A 23,427-nucleotide genomic window follows, 5' to 3' on the forward strand; every position below is an offset into this window, starting at 1 on the left:
TTGTGGGGATCATAACGCGGTTAATCGACAAGGTACTGTTTGCGATGTTGTTTATTGCAACGCTTCAGGTACCTGTGCTTAATCAGCAATACCTGCAGTATTTAAATGGCTACCTTGACGCTACCGGCGATGAAGTTGCTCACTATGAACAGCTTGCCCGCCATCACGGGTATGCCAGTGTGAACGACATGATTAACGCGTTACTTAGCAACCCGGCTGCGCTGGTAAGAGACGATGCCAAACACAAGCTAACCGTAATTGAAGCGTATAAAGAAGCCCAATATGCCGCAGCGTATTTGCAGAATGCGAACTACTTTGAACAAGTCAGGTATTTTGCGCAACCCAATCAGTACTCGCGTTTAACCAGCGTACTTAAGTTATTTGAACCCTCGCTCCCCCTTCAACCTGATTCAGTGGGTTCAGCGTTAGTAACCACCCTCATACTTTACCTGTTTCCCTGGGCTGGCGTAGCACTTGTGCGCAGGCGTAAACCATCCAGGCAGCGGCCTTTTGCCTGACGCTGTGCATTACATGAAAAATAATGCACATCAGGCACACTACTTGCAAAACTTCTTTCAACTGAGAAATAGGCGTACCGCCAGGTAGTTGCATTTCATACCTGAACAGCGTGTTAGGTATGAAATTTACTACCTACCCAGCGTGGTTTACACCCTATTTACAATATTTTTTGTTTAATATTCAAGCATCATCGCATTAGCCCGCCATTTATTATGGGCACAGCGGTTAATGTCAGGAGAATGAAGATGACCGATACACCTAAAAATCAAACATTAGTAATGGGCCAACTGTTGCAAATGAGAGACAAATTAATTGCCAAGCGCCACCTTATTCCGGCTAATTGCTTGTCTCAGTGGGCTGAACTTGAAAAAGAAACGTCAGTGTTTGACCCAGCTAACCAGGGTCAGCTGAGTCATTCAGGAAAAACAATGGTGACCAAACACTCATTGTTCCGCGGCAACATCGAAGATTTGATGTCGCTGGTTGACCAATTGCGTCAATTAAACAGCCAAATCAAGGTCACTACACACTAATGATTGCGCTTGTAGGCGCAACACAAGCGCCGCTTTGATTTTACGTTTGCCATAGCTGGCCATACGTATAAAGTCTTCCCGGGCAATAGGAACATGCTGATAGTCCATTGCCCCCGGGGTAGACGGATCCGGATCGTGGATGTATACGCACTGATCATCAATAGCCGTAACCACTACCCAATGAGGCGCCTTTTTGCGGTCGAACCGATAGGTACTGATCAAACACACCAGCGCACAATCCTGCATGTTCTGATAATTGTCCAGACGGGTTAACCAATCCAAATAGAACACCGGTAACTGTTGCTGTTCAGCTTCGTTAAAGAAGTTCTCTTCTACCGTCTGCAATGTCCGCCGTTTGTGTTCATTGCGCACTCCATCAATGAAAATGGGCGCGCCCTGGCTCAGATACACTTTAACGTCAAACCCTCTGTTTTGCGCCGCCATTGCCAGGCCGATTGGATGTGTCCCGGCCGGACCCGTTGTCATATAAACGGTATTGGCTTCCCGCCAAATGCTAAACTCATCGCGCTGATTTGGGATCAACGTATGATCCAGCATCGCCATGGCCATCAGTAAACTGGCTGGGCCACAGGTAAACGAGGTAGTTTGCTGATACCAGGGACAACGACGTAATGTTTTCTCTGGTCCGCTTAACGGCAATGCTTTTTGCATACGAATAGCGTTGGTATCGTCCTCGTAATAATGTTCAAACATACCAAACGGCAGGAAGCCTAATCGTTCGTACAATCGCTGTGCGGCTTTGTTATGTTCGGCAACTTCCAGTCGCATATAACGTTTGCCACGTGCGGTTGCGCGCTGCTCCAGCCATAACAGCATACCTTCCGCCAACCGCTGGCCTCGTGCACTCTCGTGCACCGCCAACGAATAAAGACGGGTTAACAGGGTACCGCGGCGAAGTAACAACAATCCGTAGCCAACTATCTGGCCGTCTATTTCAGCAACAACCAGTTCTGCATTTTTGGCCGTCAGGTAGTGTCGGAAACTGCGTCTGCTCAACCGGTCGTTACTGAAGCAATGATTTTCCAGGGCCACCAGCTTAGTTAAATCGCCCAGAGCGCCGGCTCTTAATTGCCACTGACCCACTGAAATAACCATGATCATCTACCCCTGCGTTCTAAGCGGCTGGCAAATTCCTGCATAATCAACAAGTATAATTCCTGCCCCAGATATTTATCTTCTACCGCCGAATCCACGTTGGGGTTATCGTTTACTTCAATAACGTAAACCTTGTTACCGCGTTGCTTAATGTCAACACCGTACAAACCAACTCCAATCACTTCCGCAGCACTGATAGCGGCTTTCAACACCTGACGCGGTACCTCAAACGTGGGCAAGGTTACGAAACCACCTGAATCAGCCTTATCGCCTTTGTGGTTGTAAATCTGCCAGTGGTTACGCGCCATAAAATACTTACAGGCGAAAATAGGGCGACCACCCAGCATACCAATACGCCAGTCAAACTCAGTAAAGATGTATTCCTGAACCAGCACAAGCGCCGATTCTTTCAGCATGCTTTCGAGTTTTTTAACCAGTTCTTCTTTCGTTTCTACTTTGTACACACCACGGGAAAACGAACTCTCTGGCAACTTCAGGATCAACGGCAGATTTAATTCTGCAATTAATTCTTCACAGGTAGCATCTTCTGCGTCGGTGACAAACAAACTCTTAGGCGCGGGCACCTTGTTATAGGTAAACGCATCTTGCAAAAACACCTTGTTACAGCAGCGCAAAATTGACTGTGTATCGTCTATCACCACCACGCCTTCGCGCTCGGCTTCGCGGGCAATGCGATAGGTTGGATGGTCAATTGCGGTTGTTTCACGCACAAACAGTGCATCGTATTGTTCAACATCACCAATCGTTTGCGATGTAACAACTTCAGCATGAAAGCCCACTTTACCGGCGGCTTTCACAAAGTTAGCAATGGCGCGCTTGTCGCTGGGTGGTGTAGGTTCATCCGGATTAACCAGAATAGCCATATCCCAGCGAGCCTGTTTGTTGCGTGCATTAATGGTCCAGTGCTGTTGAGTAAACTGTTTTAATCGCTCAAAGAACGTTGGCTGAAGGCTTTCAGGCACTTCGTTAAGGCCCACCGCACTGCAACGAACTTCCGACACTTCACTGCTTAATACCAATTGCAACAATGGACTTGGATACTGAGCAAACGCCTGTTTCGCCAATCGCTTTAAACGGACGTCAGACGTTTTACCAAAACACACATATAATTCTCCCCCCAGACTTTCCAGCGCTTCGCGCTCCTGGGGTTTGATTGAAACGGAGGGTGACTCCAGTTCTTTTTGACCAGGACGCAAATCGTTAATGGTGTTTACACCAGGAATTACACGGTGCTGTCTCGCTTCTGCTAATAAAGAGCAATAGTACCCCTGACTCAGGTATTTTCCTGTGTCACACAGGTTAATCACGCGCGTTTTGGGCTCGTTCAGTTTGGGGTAATCCTGCAGGTATTGCTGAAAGGTCAATACCGTTAAGTCTGGCAAGTCGAGTTGTTCAGCGATGTCCGTAATAATTAAAGTGTTGTGCATAGTTGCGTTCAGATTTCCTGATTGTGCCGCTATGCCCAAACACATACACAATTGCATGCGCAGCATAGCGATTAATTAGTCATCAAGTTTAGCGAACTCTGACGTACATCTAAAACGGATAATTTTTGTCGTCACGACTGCTATCGTTAATACCCGCTAAATTTCCCGACACCGCCAGATCATTTTGTTTCATAGCGTTATTTGGGTAGATTGGTCGGATCAGCAGTTCACAATTCAGAGGTTATGCACTATCCTGCTGAAAGCGCTATAACTAGCGCTGCGTTACTGAAGGAGTGTGTATGCTGTTAGCGATTGTCGCTATTGTTTTAGGGTTACCGTTGTTGTTGTGGAGCGCCGATAAATTCGTTGGCGGCGCAGCATCGGTGGCGCGTCATTTTGGTTTATCACCACTGTTAATCGGGATGCTGATCATTGGTTTTGGCACCTCAGCACCCGAAATCATTGTGTCGGTTATTGCTGCAATGGAAGGCAGTTCGGGTATTGCGCTTGGCAATGCTTTTGGTTCGAACATTGCCAACATCGCATTGATTTTAGGGATAACCGCACTCATTAGCCCTATTGCTGTCCGTTCTGAAATTATCCGTAAAGAATTGCCCATTTTGCTGGGGCTAACCTTTTTTGCGGCCTGGCAATTACTGGATTTCACCCTCTCTAAGGACGACGCCTTTTCTTTATTGGGTTTGTTTATATTATTGGTTTCCTGGAGTATCTGGACCGGGATCCGCGGAGACAAAGACGCGCTCGCCGAGGAGTTCAGCGAAGAACTCAATAGCAAGCCCGCAAATTTAAAAAGCGATGGTATCTGGCTTGTAGTAGGACTGTTATTACTGATCATCAGCTCCCGAATCCTGGTGTGGGGTGCGGTCGAAATTGCTACGTTTTTTGGCGTAAGTGATGTCATTATTGGTTTAACAATTATTGCCATTGGCACATCGTTACCCGAACTGGCTTCATCGCTGATTGCGGTTAAAAAGGGCGAGCACGATCTTGCTCTGGGCAATGTGATTGGCTCGAACATGTTCAATACCCTGGCTGTGGTGGGCATTGCCGGCGTGATCCAGCCTATGGAAGTTGAAAGCAGTTTTATGTACCGCGACACGCTGTTTATGTTAGTGGTTTCTGTAGCGCTGTTTATCTTCTGTATCGGAATAAAAGGACCTGGCCGTCTGAACCGACTTGAAGGCGGCGCATTCCTGCTCGCTTATATTGGCTATACCTACTTACTGATCACCAGCGCGTTCGTGGGCTGAAAAACAAAAAAGGCTGAGCGATTCCGCTCAGCCTTTTGCACATTGTTGAGAACCGAAATTACCGGGTTGTAAAACCGGCTATGCCAGTAACACAGAATTAATCGTCACCAGACTAACCGTGCTGATCCCTGCCAAAATAAATAAATTCACGCCGTAATGGTCTTCTTTTCTGCGGCTGCGACGAGAGCGTAAGAACATCGTCAGCAAACTGGCTCCCAGGCAAACCTGCAGTAATCGGATTAATGCGCTCATGTACTCGGGTGACCAGCTGGTACGCCCGTCAATCCCCCAGAATTGCTGCACACCACTCACCATTTCCGGACGTGCAAAATGAAACAGAATGAGACATACCACCAACGCCAACCACACCAGGGAATTCAGGGTTATGACGATCCGATAGTACGCATCCTGTTCGCGCGATTTCTTGCGGCGATCTTCACCAAATCGAATAGCCTGTTGTACTGCCATACTGCCTCTCACTTTTCTTCGCAACCTTGTTTGTTCGAAAATCAATCAAACCGTAAATTCCAGCGATACAAATTTGACCGATTCACTGTAGATATCGGCATTTTTCGATTTTTGTTTAATAAATCTGGATGCAATCAACCAAGGGCTGTGCGATGATTTGCGTTTTAGCACAAAATCTATTTGTTGGAGAGAATAACCATGACACACGCCCCCGTTGTCGACGTACTTGCTGGTAAGTACGCGGTTGGCGAAACGGTAACTGTAAAAGGCTGGGTTCGCACCCGTCGTGATTCAAAAGCCGGCTTGTCGTTCATTGCCTTGCATGATGGCAGCTGTTTTGACCCTGTGCAGGTCATTGCGCTGAATTCGTTACCTAATTACGCTGACATACAACGCCTGACGGCGGGTTGTTCTTTAGCAGTTACTGCCACTGTGAAGGCATCTGAAGGCCAGGGCCAGGCGCTCGAATTAGATGCCGTCGAAGTAAACATTGTGGGTTGGGTGGAAAATCCTGACACGTACCCAATGGCTGCAAAACGTCACAGTATCGAATACCTGCGTGAACACGCGCACCTGCGTCCACGTACTAATGTGATTGGCGCGGTAACCCGCGTTCGCAACTGTTTGTCACAGGCGATCCACCGGTTTTTCCACGAACGCGGCTATTTTTGGGTAAGTACGCCCATTATCACTGCCAGCGATACCGAAGGTGCGGGTGAATTGTTCCGCGTATCCACGCTGGACATGATGAACATCCCAACCACCGATCAAGGTAAAGTGGATTACAGCCAGGATTTCTTCGGTCGTGAAGCTTATCTGACGGTATCAGGTCAGTTGAACGGTGAAACCTATGCCTGTGCGATGTCAAAAATCTATACGTTCGGCCCGACTTTCCGTGCTGAAAACAGCAACACGTCCCGTCACCTCGCTGAATTCTGGATGATTGAACCGGAAGTGGCTTTTGCCGATTTAGGTGACATTGCGCAATTAGCGGAAGACATGCTGAAATACGTGTGTAAAGCGGTGTTGGAAGAGCGTGCGGATGACATGGCCTTTTTCGCTGATCGCATCAATAAAGATGCCATTAGCCGCCTGGAAAAACTGGTAAACAGTGACTTTGTTCGCATGAACTACACTGACGCCATTTCTATTTTGGAAAACTGCGGCAAAGACTTTGAATTCCCGGTTAGCTGGGGAATCGACCTGTCGAGTGAGCATGAGCGCTACCTGGCGGAAGAGCATGTTGGTGCACCCATCATCATGCAAAACTATCCGAAAGACATTAAAGCGTTTTACATGCGCCTGAACGACGATGGCAAAACCGTAGCAGCCATGGACGTGCTGGCACCGGGCATTGGCGAAATCATTGGCGGCTCGCAGCGCGAAGAACGCCTGGATGTATTTGACAGCCGTCTGGAAGCAATGGGCCTTAGCAAAGAAGACTACGGTTGGTACCGTGATCTGCGTCGATACGGCACCGTACCACACGCCGGATTTGGCTTGGGCTTTGAACGTCTGGTTGCTTATGTAACCGGTATGCAAAACGTGCGTGACGTTATCCCCTTCCCGCGTACACCTGGTAACGCAAGTTACTAAACCGGGCATTAAAAAACGAACACAAAAGGCAGCGTCATCGCTGCCTTTTTTATGTTAATTATCAACCTTCTCAATCTATCAGACTACAAACAAGCCCTCATCTGAGGTAATCTGTGTATCTACATGTTTGTTGGCGCTCATCATGTCCGAAACAACCTCATCCTGCGAACTCATTTGCTCACAATGCGAAGCCACCGTGAATGTGCCGCATTTGCAGCACAAACAACGCGCAGTTTGCCCAAGGTGCGGTCACACTCTGAGCATTTATCACAAACAGGATTACGCACTTTGCTTGTCGTTAGCTGTTAGCGCGCTGTTTTTTCTGTGCTTGTCATTGCCTTTTAACTTTTTATCCTTTCGTGCCAGCGGCCAGCAAAACAACATTGATTTACCCGGAGGCTTGTCTGTGCTGATTGACCAGGATTATCTCTCCCTTGCAATTATAACAGGTCTTGCCACGCTTGTTTTACCCGGGCTCGTGTTACTTGGGTTAACGATATTATTGTGGGGCCGCCTGTTTGCCACCCCTCAAAACTGGATGAAGACCGTATTATTTTGGGTAGAAGTGTTAATGCCCTGGAGCATGGCGGAAATTTTCTTACTGGGAACGCTGGTGAGCCTGATAAAGATAACCTCTCTGGCAGATGTCGCCATTGGCATGTCGTTTTACGCTTTCGTGTTATTCAGTGTTTGTATGAGTGCTGCACTATTTTACTTTGACGATACGCGTATAAAAATCTGGCTGTATAACGGCGATTTACCTCAAATTAAGCCGCTTAGCCCGGCAGCAGCGAGTCTCAGTATTCAGCGCACCTGGGCTTTATTGTTTACGGCCGTGCTACTTTACATACCGGCTAATGCGCTCCCCATCATGCATACTGAATTGTTTGGCAATGACGAACCCAATACCATTATGGGCGGTGTGATCAGTTTATGGCAAAGCGGATCCTACCCTATTGCAGCGGTTATTTTTGGTGCTAGTATACTCATCCCTATAGCCAAACTGGTGGTTTTGGCTGGTTTGACCTATGCAGTTCAATACCACGAGCTAACCCGGCCTGACAGGCAAATCCGCTATTACCGCTTTATTGAATTTATTGGCCGATGGTCGATGATAGATGTGTTTGTTGTTGCTATTCTGGTAGCGCTGATCCAGTTGGGCAGTACCTTATCTATTTATCCCGGACCGGCAGCGCTGGCGTTTTGTGCCTTAGTATTTGTTACCATGCTGGCTGCAATGACATTTGATACCCGACTAATCTGGCAGCAAAGGACAGTCTGTACACCATGACCCAAGATGCAAATATAAAACCCACTACCCCCATCTCCAAGGTTTGGGTAATTCCTATTCTTGCCTTACTGGTGGGTGGCTGGATGGTGTATTACCAGTGGAAAAATCAAGGGCCGTTGATCACCATTAACATGCCTTCAGCAAGCGGCATCGAAATCAATAAAACACCGATTAAAGTGCGCGATTTAGACATCGGCCAGGTAAAACGCATTGAGCTGAACCCCGACTTAAACGGTGTTACAGTAACCGCCAGAATCGAAAACAACGCAGCACATCTGCTAAATGAAAACACTCAGTTTTGGGTAGTCGCGCCGCGTATTTCGGTGTCAGAAGTCTCGGGATTAAACACGCTGCTTTCAGGTAGCTTTATTGCTATGACTGCAGAAAGTGGCGATAAGGAAACCTTTCATTTTACCGCGTTGGAACGACCGCCGGTTACACCACCAGGCACACCGGGGCTCCACGTCAAACTTACCAGTCAGAATGATGAACTCACCTATAAACCCGGTGACACTCTTATTTATAAAGGCTTTAAAGTAGGTGAGTTTGAAGAAGTTATCTTCAATGTTGAAGAAGGGGTAATAGAATACCGCGCCTTCATACACGATCCTTACCATAACCTCATCAACGCCAATACCCGCTTTTGGAATGTCAGTGGCGTTAAATTGCAATTGGCCTCAACCGGCCTAACCATTCAAACCGGTAGTCTGGAAACTCTGTTAGCCAACGGCGTCACCTTTGGTAATCCGCTGGGAGTAAGCAAAGGCGCAGCGATAGAAAATGACGCAGAATTTGTTATTTACAACGACTACGACGCTGCCGCAGATGAGCGCTACAAGTACGCGGCGCAATACATATTGTTGATAGAAGAAAGCGTGAGGGGCCTGACTGTGGGCGCACCTGTGGAATACCGTGGTTTACAAATCGGTAAAGTAGCTGCCATTAATTACGACGCAATTGAACTGGGTAGTTTACTTGACGATGACTACCCTATTCCCGTACTCGTGAATCTCTATCCGGGGAAAGTTCGTCTGGAAGACAGCGAATCCGGTCTTAAATTATTACGAGAGCGTCTTGCCCGCTGGATTGGCAAGGATCTGCGTGCCACATTGAGAATGGGTAATGTGCTGACTGGCGGTTTGTACGTTGATTTACAGCATGTGGATGTTCAGCAATTAGCCGCAATACAAACCATTAACGGCTACGATGTTATTCCTACCGTATCCAATGAATTTACGCAGCTAACCCAGAAGGCTGACGCTATCATGGACAAAATCAATGCCTTACCGCTGGAGGATTTGATTTCCCAGGTAAGTGATGTGGTAAAAACCCTGGAAGCCGCAGCGGTTTCGGTAAACCAAACCAGCGACAACTTTGACGCAACACTTGCCGCTTTCAATACAAAAGAGCTAAACGCCCAAATTCAACAAGCGTTACAGTCTTTTGAATCCCTTTTGAAGCACTACTCTCAAGGGGGCTTAAGTAAAGCGGAAATTGCTGAAACCATGAATGCACTTCAAGATACCTTACGCGCCATACAGCCATTGTTGCGTCAATTAAATACCACGCCAAACGGGCTGATATTTTCAGATAATGCCACGGTTGACATTCAACCCAAAGCACAAGGGGTAAACCCATGACCAAAACAGCACTGAGTTTTTTAATGGCCATGGCAATAGCCGGTTGCAGCAGCAAGCCTGTTACCATGAACTACTATTTGCTTCACGAAACGGCGCAAACCGCTGAAATTCAGGACATTACAAACTGGCCTGTGATAGAACTCCGATCGCTCACACTACCCGATTACCTGAAACAGCAAAGTCTGATCGTTCAGCTCAGCAGCAGTGAGTTGCACTTTTCACCGCAACACCTGTGGTCAGAACCCTTTGAGCAAGGCTTTGCCCAGGCGCTTAAAGACAACCTGGCAAATACCCACAAAATAAGATTACACACACAAAGTGTATGGACAAATGCTACACAGTCGGGCTACATTTTAGATATCTCAATTGAAGATTTTATTCCCTCGCACAATGGAATGGTCATACTGCGTGGCACTTATCGATTAGGACGATCACCGCAATCCGGAAAAATCGTTGAGTTTGCTTTTAATTCGCCACTGAATAAAGACGGATTTGCGCATTCGGTTGAACAAATGCGTGAGCTCGTTACGAAGTTAGCTAACCAGATCGTGACAGGAATTGAGCACTATTAATATCCTCACCAAGCGCATTACTCGTTTTGTAAACTGGCTAATCACCAGTGGTTGTAAACAGGTTTACGATGAAGATACCAATCGGAAAATCATTGTCATTAATCTGTTTGCCATGGTGGGGATGTCAATAACGTTAATGTTAGGTGTAAGGGCTCTCACAGATAACGACAATGTGCTGGGTGCTGTGCTGTTGAGTTCAGCTACCCTGTTTGGGCTGTGCAAGGCATTACTCTTACATTCCCGCTTGCTGTATAACCATGTACTTGCGCCTTTGATTCTGGTGGTGTCACTGGCGGGCTTGATGTTATTTCTGGTTGCCTCCGGCGGTGTAGCCAATACGGGTCCGCTTTGGATTTATGTGCTGCCACCCGTTGCGATGTTCTTTGCCGGCGTGGTTTACGGCGTGATCACGGTTATTGTGTTTATGGCGCTGTGTAGTTACTTATTGTTTGCAGCCGATGGCATATTTATTGTTGCTGAATACACAACCGAATTTAAACTGCGGTTGCTGTATTCCTTTGCAACAGTCACCTTTTTGTCGGCATTCTATGAACACAGTCGTCAAACCAGCTTCAATATTGTAAAAGATCTCAGTACCAAGTTTGAGAAACAGGCACAACAAGACACGCTTACCCTTTTACCTAATCGCCGCGGCATTCAACAATTTATTGAGTTTGAAACTGCGCGGGCCAGACGTCAAAAAGCCCCGCTCACTCTGGTGTTATGCGACATAGATCGGTTCAAAAGTGTTAATGACACCTACGGCCATGACGGTGGTGATATTATTCTTAAGCATGTGTCATCCCTTTTTAAATCGTCTATCCGGCAACAGGATGGCGTGGCCCGCTGGGGTGGCGAAGAATTTTTGTTTGTGCTGCCCGACACCGATGAATCAAACGGCGTGGTACTTGCAGAAAAAGTACGCCAGACATTAGCCTCTGCACCGATCGAAATTCAGCAAAAGAGCGTATCAGTGACGGCGAGTTTTGGCGTTGCTCAACTGGATTTTGAACAAGGTTTGGACAAAGCACTCTCACTTGCCGACAAGGCACTTTACAAAGCCAAAGAAAAGGGTCGCAATAAGGTGTTATCTGCGTCATCATTAGTAAGACTATAAATTGTACTAAGTTACCACACTGATTCCTTAATTCGACTTGCTGTTATGGCAGGCATTGTCGGTGTGCCTTAGCTGCGCTTTGCAGACTGACGTTCGGTTACAAATCACAATGATAAACGCACAACTGTGACGGTATCTTTACATTACTCATAGACAGTTACATTTGAGTTCTCTGTTTAGCGCGGGATATCGTCAATAATAATGATAACAGTGCATCAACAAGGGTTATTGGAAGTTTTTTACTATGAAATGGATCATAAAAATCGGTCTACCCGTTTTAGTTTTGTTGGTAGGTTTTGGTGCCATGAAAGGCGTAACGGCGCTTGGTGAGGAAGAAGGTGAAAACAAACCTTTGGATACACGTCCAACCGTGAAAATAACGCAATTGACCCCAGTGGCGTATCCGGTTGAAATTGAAGCATTCGGCGAACTTTCACCACTAGAATCCACTAATCTGTCAGCGCAAGTCAGCGGCGAAATCACTAGCTGGAATCCGCAATTTTTAGCTGGTGGCATAGTTAAACGCGGTGAAATTCTATTCAGTATCGAAAAGGACGCTTATGAAGCTGCGCTGCTTCAAGCGGAAGCGAATCTTGCTTCCGCAGAGTCTGCTCTGATTCAGGAAAAAGCGCAGGCACGTGTGGCCGAGCGCGAAGCCGCCACCTTACCCGATGCACAGGTTACTGACTTGTATCTGCGCAAACCGCAAATTTTGAGTGCCCAAGCAGCATTAAAAGCGGCTCAGGCACAATTGAAAATAGCCAAGCGCGATTTAGCCAACTGTGATGTTACTGCCCCTTACGATGCGCTTATTGTTTCGCGCAACATTGGCAGTGGCGATTTTGTTGCTGCCGGCAGTACAGCGGCCTTGCTCTATAATATTGAAATGGGGGAAGTGGTATTTCCACTGGCTCGTTTTGATCAAGCGTTTCTGCCAGGGCAATTTGGCGATGTAGAAGCCACGATTACCTTAATGAACCGCCAGGACGACATTATTTCCCGCGTGGGTACTATACATCGCGATACGGGCATTGTTGATACCAGTACCCGCATGACGCATCTGGTTGCCCGCGTTGACGACCCGTACGGCATCAAATCAGGCTTGCCAGCACTAAAATTCGGCGCTTACACCCAGGTTCAGTTTGTCGGTAAGACGCTTGAAAATATCTACAAAATTCCGCAGGAACTCATTAACAAACGCCAGATTTGGGTATTGGACAGCGAAGATAAGCTGATACCCAAAGCGGTAACCGTGGTCCGAGAAGTAGGCAGTGACTTTCTGATCCGTGCTGATATCAACAGTCAGGATCGCATTGTAATGACCTTACCTGAATACCCGCAAAGTGGCATGGCTGTGAAAGTAATAGCCAATGAGAAACTGGTCGCGAAGCAACCTTAAGTCACGGAAGGCATGAAATGAAAGATCCTTTAGATACGCAGAGTGGCTTAATTGCGTGGTTCGCACGAAATCCGGTTGCCGCTAACCTGCTGATGTTTTTTATTCTGATCATGGGTGCCACCGGTTACGGTAGTATTCAGCGACAGATGTTTCCGAACATCGAAATTAACTACATAAATATAAGTGCCCAGTATCCAGGCGCCTCGCCTCAGGAGATTGAAGAAAGCATCCTGATTAAAATTGAAGAGAGCCTGAAAGACGTCAGTGAAATTAAGCGCACGATTTCCCGTGCCTACCGTAACAATGGTCGGGTATCACTGGAAATCGATAAAGACGAGGAACTCGCTGACGTACTCGACAAGGTAAAACTGCGCGTTGACAGTATTGCGACCTTTCCTGCCGATATGGAACCGGTCACCATTTCACAGGCTGAATTCCAGCAACAGGTATATGAAATGGCGCTGGTGGGTGATATTCCGCTGGAAGAACTCAAACCTATTGCCCGTGAAATTGAAGATGAACTGCTACAGTTATCGTCTATCTCTCTGGCCAATGCCCGCGTACCTACCGATGAAATTGGTATAGAAGTAAAACCTGAGATGTTGAGGATGTATAACCTCACTATTTCTGATGTAGCAAATGCCATTAATCAGTACTCTGCCAACGTATCGGCAGGTCAGTTACGCACAGATGCTGGCCTGGTTTCTGTGCGTATTGAAAACCAGTACTACGATGGCGATGAGTTCGCAAGTATTCCGGTTAAAGTGGGTCCGGACGGTGCAAAAGTGCTGCTGTCGGATATTGCCGTCATCAAAGACGGTTTTACGGAAGGCGAACGCTACTTCCGCTACACCGGCCAAAATGCCGTTCTCATAGCGGTAAATGCCACCAAATCACAAAACATCGTGCCCATTGCCGAAACAGTTAAAAACTATATGGCGCACAAAAATGAAGAACTACCAGCCGGTCTAAAACTAAAAGAACTGGTAGACATGACTTACTACCTGAATGCCCGTCTGGAAATGATGCTGAACAACCTGATTCAGGGTGCGATTCTGGTAGCCATGATGCTTACCCTGTTCCTGCGTTTTCGCCTTGCGTTCTGGGTAATGGTTGGTCTTCCGCTTTGTTTCCTCGGCGCTGTAATGCTGATGCCGATGTTCAGCGTGAGTGTGAATATATTGTCATTGTTCGCCTTTATTATGGTGCTGGGGATCGTGGTTGACGATGCCATTGTTATTGGTGAGAGCGCCTATTCGGAAATAGAGTCCAAGGGAGGTGGTGTTGATAACGTTATTCGCGGCGCCAAGCGAGTTGCAACGCCAGCAACCTTTGGGGTATTAACTACCATCGCGGTTTTTGCCCCTTTCACACTTAGTAGCGGCCCTGAAGGTGAGTTCTTTTATAACATTGCGGTGGTAGTGATCCTGTGTCTGACATTCAGTTTAATTGAATCAAAGCTGATCCTGCCCGCACACATCGCCAACATTAAATTCCAACCGGTAAAACCGAATGGCTGGCGTGTTAAATTTAACAACCGGTTTAATGCCTTTGTTAATGGTCCATACCGTCGCACGGTAACCAGAGCCATTGAGATCCGCTGGCTGGTTCTGGCCATTTTTATTGCGCTGCTCATGTTAAGCTGGGGCTTGGTAGCCGGCAATCACGTGCGTATTGTACCCAATCCCAAGGTGCCTCACGACTTCCCGTCAATTGGCATTGAGATGAACGAAAACGTGTCGGATATGGCTACCATTGAAGCCCTGAAAACCATTGAAAAGGTTATTTGGGATATCGAAGAACAAACCATCCGTGAATACGGCAGTGGCATGATCAAGGACTTGTTAGCATTCAATGAATCACGCACGGAAGCCCGTTTGGTAATTCCTCTTGTAGACGAAGACAAACGCCATTTCAACACCTTCGAATTGGCCCGCAAGTGGCGTGAAAACATACCTGAAATTCCAGGTATGAAAAGCTTCAGTATCGAAGATGACGTTAACGGTGGCGGTGATGACGGTGAATTTGGTTACCTGATTTATGGTGCCGATATCAAATCCCTGAACGAAGCGGGCTTGCGCTTTATTCAGATGCTGCAACAGGAAAAAGGCTTATACGATATCAGCTCCACCATTGATCCTGCCAGCAAAGAAGTGCGAATGACCCTGTTACCGGCAGCGTATGAACTGGGGCTGACTTTACGCAGCATTGCCAATCAGGTGGGACTGAGCTTCTATGGTGGCGAAGCGCAGCGCGTCATTCGCGACGGTGAGGAAGTCCGGGTTATGGTGCGTTACCCTCGCCTAACCCGTGAACGTTTCTCTGATTTGAAATATACAGTCATTCAAACACCCAGCGGTGTTGAAGTATTACTGGGTGATGTAGTCGCGCTCAGTGAAGAGCCCGGGATAAGTTATATTCGCCGCGAAGAAGGCTTCCGCTCAGTGTATATATGGGGCGCGATTGACGAAGAACTAGTTGAGCCTAATGCAGTAGTTAGCACTATCGATGAAAAAATCCTGCCAGCTTTGCTTGAAGAATATCCAGATATTCAAATGCAGTTAGGCGGGGATATTGAAGAACAACAGGCGCAACAAGACGAGCAAGTTATGTTCTTCACTGCGGCCATGATCATGGTGTATATCCTGTTAGCGATTCCGCTAAAAAGTTATGGTCAGCCTATTATCATTATGTCGGTTATCCCCTTCAGCTTGACCGGGGCGATTTGGTCACACTTCCTATTGGATCTCGATCTGAGCCTGATGTCTACTTTTGGCCTGATCGCTGCTGCCGGTGTGGTTATCAACGATTCACTGGTAATGACCGATTACATTAACCAAAAACGCGCTGAGGGATATTCTATTCTTGACGCCGCACGGCAGGCTGGTAGTGCACGATTCAGGGCAATTACCCTTACGTCAATTACCACTTTTGCGGGTGTATTGCCGATTTTGTTTGAAACCAGTCTTCAAGCCAAGTTTGTTATCCCTATGGCCGCAGCACTGGGGTCATCGGTACTTTACGCCACACTGGTAACACTGATACTGGTGCCTTGTTTGTACCTGATTTTGCAGGATATTAGCAATGGCGTAAAATGGCTGATAGATGGCGCTGCGCGCACCAAACAAAAACTGTTTCCGCAGTCGCCCCAATCTTCTGATCTTTGACGTATAAACCGCATCAGGTGTTGCATAGCATTACCTGATGCGTCTTTAGGATTTGAATAATGACTTGTACAATTCGACCGGCCGTTATTGACGATACGGCAACCATTCTGCACTTTATTCGCGAGCTGGCCATATACGAAAAGGCCGAAGACGAGGCGAAAGCCACTCCTCAGCATGTTCATAACACCCTGTTCTGCGATAATCCCAAAGCCCATGCGATTATTTGTGAGCTGAACGGTGAACCGGTTGGCTTTGCAGTGTATTTTTTCAGTTATTCCACCTGGCAGGGCCAGTATGGTATTTATTTAGAAGATTTGTATGTATCGCAATCCCACCGAGGGATTGGTGCGGGCAAACTATTGCTCACTGCACTAGCGAAAATAGCGGTAGATAACCAATGTGGACGGTTTGAATGGAGCGTGCTTGACTGGAACCAGCCCGCCATCGATTTTTATGAATCTCTGGGTGCAAAGCCACAAAGCGAGTGGATAAAGTACCGGCTTGATGGTCAGGCTCTGCTCGAATTAGCCGCTAAAGCCTGATGTAACAGCCAAAGGCGCCTGACTCAGGACATGCGCCTTTGTGCTACCGATGCGGCAAAATACTTAAAAATATCCCGCCAGCTTATTATGCCAATCGGCTTGCCACGCTCATCCAGCACCGGTAAACAAGAAATTTTATGTTTATTAAACAATTCAATGGCTTTAACCATTGTATCTGTGGATTTTAAGGTAATTAATTCCCGCGACATGATCTGATGCACGCGTTTATCCAGCGTTGCCCGATCGCGAATTCGTTCGGTTACGGTATCAATGAAAGGACTGATAGCTTTAAGGTAATCGCGGTCAGACACCACGCCCACCAAACGGTTTTCCTCGACTACCAGTAAATGATGAAATCCGCTGGCTTCAAAAATGTGCCGAACAGTATCCAGTGAGTCATCCATCATGACGCACACCACACGCTTGGTCATAATACTGGCAATACTCATACACCCCTCTCTATCAATACGCCGACTGTGGAAAAACGCGAATCACCATGTCATAGTGTGAGTATACAACTCCGGTCACAAATAGGCAGTGTTGTAAGGCAAAATTGCTTTGCACGTTAAGGCCATTATAACAACACAAAGGACGTCACATGGCTAACAGGTCTGCATTCAGGCTGTATAACTACCCCATTACCATTATTCTTATCAGTCTTATTGCTATCGCAGGTCTGGCAACCGGCGGCCAGTATTTGTACTTCCGCGGAGATTACAAAACCTTTTTCAGAGAAGACAACCCTCAGCGCGCTGCGTTCGAAGAAATGCAGGATACGTTTAATAAAACGGAGTCCGTTAATCTGCTCATCGTGCCAGACACCGGCAATGTGTTTAATGCCAACACCCTGGATTTAATAAAATCCCTTACTGAACAGGCATGGCAAACACCCTATTCAATTCGGGTAAATTCTGTAACGAACTTTCAGCACACCTACTCTGAAGGTGACGATCTGATCGTAGACAAACTTTACCCCGACTGGCAAACGTTGTCGGATGATCTCATCAACAATATTAAATCGGTAGCACTGACTGAACCCGACGTAGTAAATCGATTAGTGTCGCCCGACAGCCAGGTAGCAGTGATCAGTATTACGGTAAGAATGAGCGACGGCGACCAAACCAAAGAAGTAGCCGAAATTGCCCAGTTCATCAAAGCACTCACCAGCGAGACGGCGGCAACACATCCCGATCATCAGTTCCACCTTACCGGGGTGGTGATGCTAAACGATGCATTCCAAATAGCGGCTAACGACGATGCCAGTACGCTGGTTCCTGCTATGTTTGCCATCATTATTATTTTAATTGGCGTGCTTCTGCGTTCCCTCTGGGCAGCGCTGGCAACGCTTTTAATTGTGGGAGCAACCATCGCTGCCACCATGGGTTTTGCTGGCTGGGCGGGGTTTTTCCTGAGTGTTTCAACCGTTAATGTGCCCACCATGGTAATGACCTTAGCAGTAGCAGACTGCGTGCATATTATCGCGTCCTGGTTTCAACATATGCGCGACGGCATGTCTAAACAGGATGCCCTGCAACGCGCTATTACGCTTAACAAAATGCCGGTGATTATTACTTCCGTCACCACTTCCATTGGCTTTTTAACCCTTAACTTTTCCGATGTGCCCATTTTGGTGGATCTGGGCAATTTAACGGCTATTGGCGTTATGCTGGCCTGTTTACTGGCATTAACCCTGCTACCCGCACTGCTTTCTGTTATGCCGGTCAGGCCACCGGCGAACCGCTCATCGGGCCTGGCATTGAATCTGATTGCGTTGGGTGAATGGGTAATTCGTTATTTCCGCCGAATTTTGCCTTATAGCGCTATTGTGTTTATTGCTGCAGTGATCCTTGCATCCACCAACCAACTTAACGACATCGCAATTAAGTACTTCAGCCAGGACAATACCTTTCGTCAGGCCGCCGATTATCAGTCGGACCATCTCAGTGGTCTGGCTACGATTGACTTTGCTATTTACACCGATGAAATGTCGGGGATTAATAAACCTGAAGTACTGACATCCGTTGCTGCATTTACTGAATGGCTCAGAGTGCAACCAGAAGTGGATCATGTGTCATCGATTACGGATACCTATAAGAAGCTCAACAAGAACATGAATTTCGACAATCCGGATTTCTACCAGTTACCTCTGGAAAAGGATTTAGCTGCGCAGTACCTGTTGTTATTTGAAATGTCCCTACCCTATGGCCTGGATCTGAACAACCAGATAGACATGGACAAATCCGCCACGCGCATCAGCGTAACGTTGGATAACCTGGGCAGCAAGGAACTCACTGCGTTCGAACAGCGCGCAGCTAACTTTTTTCACAAGCTAGCGCCCGATTTGCGAATCACGGCTGCCAGTCCAGCACTCATGTTCGCACACATAGGCGAAACCAATATGCAAAGCATGCTGAAAGGTTCGCTGGTTGCTTTGGTACTGATTTCGATTCTGCTGATATTTGCCCTTAAATCCTTAAAACTAGGTTTGATCAGTCTGGTGCCTAATTTATTACCTGCGGGCCTTGGCTTTGGCATATGGGCCATGCTATCTGGCGAAATTAACATGGCGTTGTCGGTTGTACTTAGTATGACTCTGGGCATTATCGTGGATGATACCGTGCATTATTTGAGTAAGTACCGGGTAGCACGGGAACAGGGCAAGTCTGCAATAGAAGCCAACCGTTACGCGTTCAAAACCATTGGGCAGGCGCTGGTGGTTACCACATTTGTGCTGGCTATAGGCTTTGGTGTATTGAGCCTGTCCAGTTTTGCGCTGAATTCTGATATGGGTTTATTAACAGCTATTATACTGGTGAGTGCACTGGTCATTGATCTGATATTCCTGCCAGCATTCCTGCTTTGGCTGGATAAGTCGGAAAATGACACAGCAACTACGCAATAATTGAGTTTAATAAGCGAGTGTGATGATGCTTAACTGTTAGGGCCTGTTGTTCTTTGCTGTTCAATTTTGCAGCAGTCCGTGTGTCATTTAGACAAGGCGACTGTTTGCAGGTCTAGTGGACTAAATCAAAAACAGTCAACACAGTATAAATGATACACGCTAGCCGGCTACGGGCGCTGCCCGAAGGGGTCGTCATGAAAGCATTTTACTCTTTGTCACAGCCCTTTGACGCAGAACAACTATGCCTGCAGGGCTGTTTCGCGATTAAAATGCTTTCATATAGACCAAAAGTTGTACAGCGAAGAACAACAGGCCCTAGGCCAGATTGCGAATGTTTGAAAAAATAGACACGATTCTGGCCGCGCGTTTAAGGTTAGCTAAATCGTCGTCACTCCATTGCACAATTTCGCCCACGCTTTCACAACAAATTATGCCAAATGGCGCAAAATCATTGCTGAAAATGTAATCCAGTAAGGAGTACACATTAACGGCAGGAAAGTAATTTTTATTAAAACACCGGGTAAACGGGTGATTACGTGCATCTGGTGCACGAATAACATCGGACGCTAGAATAGCATTAAAATACTCAGGGTAATCTTCCGCTTTTAACACTACGCCTTCAGGCTCGGTAAATTCCCCATCGGCTAACATGGCTGTGCAAGTTATAGTCGTTTTCAGCTGATCAAACTTCCATAAACTGACGCGGTTAGCCCCTTCAATGGTATCGGCTATGGCATAACACACCATTCTCAGTTGTTTGGATTGTTCAAGACTGGGATTGGACAAATTTATACTGAGCTGCGTGAGCGAATCGATATCCATTTATATTTCTTAATTCGATGAGAGTCAGGTTATTAACTGTAGTCTAGTATAGTGCTAAAAAATTAGGAAAACGTATCTATGTGAGGCTGGCCGCCATCTTCGTCACAGTGGTGTTCGGTTTCCCCGTGGCTGTCGTAGGTAATGTCATCGTCAGCAGCTTCGTCCGACATCTGTTGTTCTGCCTGCTTTTGAGACTGATCCGACGGTTCCCCACCGCCCTCTTGTTTTCGCTGCAAGCGATACTGCTGCTGTTCACTCACCAATCGCTCTTCGTCATGGGTTTCCTTTTCTTCGTCCGACAGCTGTTTTGTGCGCGCTTCTTTGCTCACCCGTTTAACCCGTTCGTCTGCGACAACGGGGGTTTTCCCTTCTCTGGGGATCACAGAAAACAACAGATCGTTACTCATTTCGCTATCATCCAGTCAGCGTTGAAATAAGATGCCCTATACATTTGGTCAAAATAACATCAACAACAAATGATTCATACCAAAATCGTAGCACTTATAACTGTTTGATAGTGCATTTATGCCCCAATTCGTAGCAAAAGGCTTGCAATGATTGCGCGACTTGGCTATTGTTTGCGCGTCGAATTTTAGTGAACAGATTTCAAATGACTCAACGCGCCGCCATGCATCACCACCATCATAGAGCATAACCTTTCAGGTTTGTGCTGGAAGGTTATTATTTCCTTCCAGTGGCGCAGATACAGTTATCGACCCCCGGAAGGAGACTTCCGGGGGTTTTTCGTTTAAGGCGTACCAAATTCAGGACTTTACAGAGGAACATCACCATGAGTGATAGCAGAAGATTACGTATTGCAATTCAAAAATCAGGTCGCCTGAGTGACGACAGCATTGCACTACTCAAAGCCATTGGCATTAAACTTAACATTCGTGATCGCCTGCTGATTGCCCATTCCACCAATGAAAATATTGACCTGCTGCGCGTCCGCGACGACGACATTCCCGGTTTGGTTATGGATGGCGTAGTTGACCTGGGATTCATTGGCGAAAATGAGCTTGAAGAGAAAATGCTGGAACGCCGCGCTGCGGGCAAAGCCTCAGACTTCGAAGTACTGCGTCGTTTAGATTACGGCGGTTGCCGTTTATCGATTGCCGTTCCCAACGAATTTAACTACGAAAGTGTTAAATCACTGGAAGGCAAAAAAGTAGCCACTACATACCCTTACCTACTGGAGCGTTTCTTCAAAGAGAGCGGCGTTAATGCCAAAGCGGTAATGTTAACCGGTTCAGTAGAAGTAGCCCCTCGTGCAGGTGTGGCCCACGCAATCTGCGACCTGGTATCAACCGGCGCCACACTGGAAGCCAACGGCCTCAAGGAAGAAGAAGTGATATTCCGTTCAAAAGCCGTATTAATTCAACGCGCCGACGGTGAAATCAGCGAGGAAAAACAGGCGTTGATCAACCGCTTAGTGCCTCGTATCGACGGTGTGATTCAGGCAAAAGAAAGTAAGTACATCATGTTACACGCTCCCAAGGCTTATCTGGAACAGGTAAAAAGCCTGCTGCCAGGTGCGGAAAACCCAACAGTTCTGCCGCTGGCGGGCTCTGACGATACAGTAGCTATCCACGTGGTAAGCCCTGAGAATCTGTTCTGGGAAACCATGGAAAAATTAAAAGCACTGGGCTGCAGTTCAATTCTGGTAATGCCAATTGAAAAAATGATGGGTTAACTGAGAGGTTATCAATGATTAACTGGTCAACGCTTTCCACTGCCGACAAAACCGCAGCGCTGTCGCGCCCGGCAATGGCAGACAGCGAGTCACTGCGCAATACCGTAGCGGGCATTCTGGCCGACGTAAAAGCGCGCGGCGACGACGCAGTGCTGGATTATACGCGCAAGTTTGATTGCCCTGAGCTGTCAGCGCTACCTTTGTCAGTTGAAGCGCGGGATGCGCTTGCAGCGCAAGTTTCTGCAGAGGTACAAAGTGCCATTCAAACCGCATTCAACAATGTAAAACAGTTCCACCAGGCACAATATCCTGAAGATATTCGCCTCACCACTACCCCTGGCGTGGTTTGCGAACAGCGCTTTACCGGCCTTGAAGCGGTTGGTCTTTACATCCCGGGCGGCAGTGCGCCATTGCCGTCTACGGTAATGATGCTTGGCGTCCCTTCGCTAGTTGCAGGCTGTGAGCGCCGCGTGCTGTGCACACCGCCCAATGCGCAACAGCGCATTGCACCGGAAATTGCCTACGCGGCCAAATTGTGTGGCATCGAAGAAATCTATTTGTGTGGTGGCGCGCAAGCCATTGCTGCAATGGCATTTGGCACTCACACCATAGCAAAGGTCGACAAGATCTTTGGCCCGGGTAACAGTTTTGTAACCGAAGCCAAACAACAGGTTAGTCAGCGAGCTGATGGCGCGGCCATCGACATGCCTGCTGGCCCATCTGAAGTACTGGTGCTGGCTGACGCCAATGCAAGTGCGGAATTCGTAGCATCTGACCTGCTTTCACAAGCAGAACACGGTCCGGATTCTCAGGCCATTCTGGTTTCAGAAAGTCAGGCGCTGATAGAGGCAACGAAAGCGGAAGTCACCGCTCAACTTGCGCGTTTGTCGCGTGAAAGTATTGCAAGCAAAGCCATGCAGAATGCCCGTTACATTCTGGCCGACTCAATAGAACAGGCCATTGAAGTCAGTAACGCTTATGCGCCGGAACACCTGATTGTGCAAATAGACAACGCCCGGGATCATTTGCCAGCAATTAAACACGCCGGTTCTATTTTCTTAGGGCCATGGTCACCAGAAAGCGCTGGTGATTATGCGTCTGGTACTAATCACGTGTTGCCTACCTATGGCTATGCCCGTAATTATTCCAGTTTGGGCCTGCTCGATTTTATGCGCCGCTACACCATTCAGGAGTTATCCGCTGACGGCATGCGCAATCTGGGCCCCGCTATAATGCAACTGGCTGATGCCGAAGGGTTAGACGCGCACCGCGATGCCGTGCGCTATCGCCTGGAAGCCTTGCAACGTAACGATTCGAAGTAGAGATCCGTA

The 23,427-nt window shown here is 47.4% G+C and carries 20 protein-coding genes and 1 other annotated feature; of the genes, 14 read left to right on the forward strand and 6 right to left on the reverse strand.

The annotated features are described in order from the left end of the window. Positions 1-2: 2 nt before the first annotated feature. Together FJ444_RS19580 and FJ444_RS19585 are read left to right on the forward strand one after the other, a co-directional pair. Positions 3-518 carry a DUF2937 family protein gene (locus tag FJ444_RS19580; RefSeq protein ID WP_140961310.1) on the forward strand — a complete coding sequence of 172 codons (516 nt, stop codon included), beginning with the start codon at positions 3-5 and terminating at the stop codon, positions 516-518. 246 nt (positions 519-764) lie between these two features. Then, entirely contained in the window at positions 765-1,052 is a 288-nt protein-coding gene (locus tag FJ444_RS19585) for a hypothetical protein (protein ID WP_140961312.1), read from the forward strand. Here the strand turns inward: FJ444_RS19585 and FJ444_RS19590 are convergent. Together FJ444_RS19590 and FJ444_RS19595 are read right to left on the reverse strand one after the other, a co-directional pair. Further along, positions 1,020-2,174, reverse strand: coding sequence for a GNAT family N-acetyltransferase/peptidase C39 family protein (locus FJ444_RS19590; RefSeq protein WP_219993927.1), 1,155 nt, complete (start codon positions 2,172-2,174; stop codon positions 1,020-1,022). The genes FJ444_RS19585 and FJ444_RS19590 overlap by 33 nt on opposite strands. After that, a complete protein-coding gene (locus tag FJ444_RS19595) occupies positions 2,171-3,616 on the reverse strand; it encodes a RimK family protein (protein ID WP_140961314.1) in 1,446 nt (481 codons plus the stop codon). The genes FJ444_RS19590 and FJ444_RS19595 overlap by 4 nt, the downstream gene beginning before the upstream one ends. Positions 3,617-3,915: 299 nt before the next feature. Between FJ444_RS19595 and FJ444_RS19600 the strand changes: the two genes are divergently transcribed. Continuing rightward, positions 3,916-4,887 (forward strand): calcium/sodium antiporter, encoded by a 972-nt coding sequence (locus tag FJ444_RS19600; protein ID WP_140961316.1) that lies wholly within the window; start codon positions 3,916-3,918, stop codon positions 4,885-4,887. Between the two features lie 78 nt (positions 4,888-4,965). Here the strand turns inward: FJ444_RS19600 and FJ444_RS19605 are convergent, their stop codons facing one another. Further along, positions 4,966-5,355 (reverse strand): hypothetical protein, encoded by a 390-nt coding sequence (locus tag FJ444_RS19605; protein ID WP_140961318.1) that lies wholly within the window; start codon positions 5,353-5,355, stop codon positions 4,966-4,968. Positions 5,356-5,553: 198 nt separating this feature from the next. Here FJ444_RS19605 and asnS point away from each other — a divergent pair, with 198 nt between their 5' ends. The 8 genes from asnS (at position 5,554) to FJ444_RS19645 (ending at position 16,679) form a co-directional block, all read left to right on the forward strand. Further along, positions 5,554-6,951, forward strand: coding sequence for an asparagine--tRNA ligase (gene asnS / locus FJ444_RS19610; RefSeq protein WP_140961320.1), 1,398 nt, complete (start codon positions 5,554-5,556; stop codon positions 6,949-6,951). 142 nt (positions 6,952-7,093) lie between these two features. Next, entirely contained in the window at positions 7,094-8,242 is a 1,149-nt protein-coding gene (locus FJ444_RS19615) for a paraquat-inducible protein A (RefSeq protein WP_140961322.1), read from the forward strand. Then, positions 8,239-9,882: an intermembrane transport protein PqiB gene (gene pqiB / locus FJ444_RS19620; protein WP_140961324.1), complete on the forward strand. Its 1,644-nt coding sequence runs from the start codon at positions 8,239-8,241 to the stop codon at positions 9,880-9,882. The genes FJ444_RS19615 and pqiB overlap by 4 nt, the downstream gene beginning before the upstream one ends. Continuing rightward, a complete protein-coding gene (locus tag FJ444_RS19625) occupies positions 9,879-10,454 on the forward strand; it encodes a membrane integrity-associated transporter subunit PqiC (RefSeq protein WP_140961326.1) in 576 nt (191 codons plus the stop codon). Before pqiB ends, FJ444_RS19625 begins: the two co-directional genes overlap by 4 nt. Beyond that, positions 10,441-11,571, forward strand: a complete 1,131-nt coding sequence (locus FJ444_RS19630) for a GGDEF domain-containing protein (RefSeq protein ID WP_140961328.1) — start codon at positions 10,441-10,443, stop codon at positions 11,569-11,571. Before FJ444_RS19625 ends, FJ444_RS19630 begins: the two co-directional genes overlap by 14 nt. A gap of 244 nt (positions 11,572-11,815) precedes the next feature. Then, positions 11,816-12,970 carry an efflux RND transporter periplasmic adaptor subunit gene (locus tag FJ444_RS19635; protein ID WP_140961330.1) on the forward strand — a complete coding sequence of 385 codons (1,155 nt, stop codon included), beginning with the start codon at positions 11,816-11,818 and terminating at the stop codon, positions 12,968-12,970. Positions 12,971-12,987: 17 nt separating this feature from the next. After that, the gene (locus tag FJ444_RS19640; RefSeq protein WP_140961332.1) at positions 12,988-16,137 is read left to right on the forward strand and encodes an efflux RND transporter permease subunit; all 3,150 of its coding nucleotides are present in this window, start codon (positions 12,988-12,990) and stop codon (positions 16,135-16,137) included. Positions 16,138-16,196: 59 nt separating this feature from the next. Further along, entirely contained in the window at positions 16,197-16,679 is a 483-nt protein-coding gene (locus FJ444_RS19645; RefSeq protein ID WP_140961334.1) for a GNAT family N-acetyltransferase, read from the forward strand. 23 nt (positions 16,680-16,702) lie between these two features. Here the strand turns inward: FJ444_RS19645 and FJ444_RS19650 are convergent, their stop codons facing one another. Further along, entirely contained in the window at positions 16,703-17,128 is a 426-nt protein-coding gene (locus FJ444_RS19650) for a CBS domain-containing protein (RefSeq protein WP_140961336.1), read from the reverse strand. Between the two features lie 149 nt (positions 17,129-17,277). Here FJ444_RS19650 and FJ444_RS19655 point away from each other — a divergent pair, with 149 nt between their 5' ends. Then, positions 17,278-19,581, forward strand: a complete 2,304-nt coding sequence (locus tag FJ444_RS19655; RefSeq protein ID WP_140961338.1) for an RND family transporter — start codon at positions 17,278-17,280, stop codon at positions 19,579-19,581. 315 nt (positions 19,582-19,896) lie between these two features. On the opposite strand, the gene FJ444_RS19660 is transcribed toward FJ444_RS19655, so the two are convergent. Continuing rightward, on the reverse strand, positions 19,897-20,403 hold the full coding sequence (locus FJ444_RS19660; protein WP_140961340.1) for a GAF domain-containing protein: 507 nt from the start codon (positions 20,401-20,403) through the stop codon (positions 19,897-19,899). A 62-nt stretch (positions 20,404-20,465) separates the two neighbouring features. After that, positions 20,466-20,810, reverse strand: coding sequence for a hypothetical protein (locus FJ444_RS19665; protein WP_140961342.1), 345 nt, complete (start codon positions 20,808-20,810; stop codon positions 20,466-20,468). Between the two features lie 223 nt (positions 20,811-21,033). After that, positions 21,034-21,148, forward strand: a sequence feature (His leader region). A gap of 45 nt (positions 21,149-21,193) precedes the next feature. Between FJ444_RS19665 and hisG the strand changes: the two genes are divergently transcribed. Next, entirely contained in the window at positions 21,194-22,096 is a 903-nt protein-coding gene (hisG, locus tag FJ444_RS19670; protein ID WP_140961344.1) for an ATP phosphoribosyltransferase, read from the forward strand. A gap of 14 nt (positions 22,097-22,110) precedes the next feature. Continuing rightward, positions 22,111-23,418 (forward strand): histidinol dehydrogenase, encoded by a 1,308-nt coding sequence (gene hisD, locus FJ444_RS19675; RefSeq protein ID WP_140961346.1) that lies wholly within the window; start codon positions 22,111-22,113, stop codon positions 23,416-23,418. Positions 23,419-23,427 lie beyond the last annotated feature (9 nt).

It is taken from the genome of Aestuariibacter sp. GS-14, from assembly GCF_006494365.1.
GTDB lineage: Bacteria > Pseudomonadota > Gammaproteobacteria > Enterobacterales > Alteromonadaceae > Alteromonas > Alteromonas mangrovi.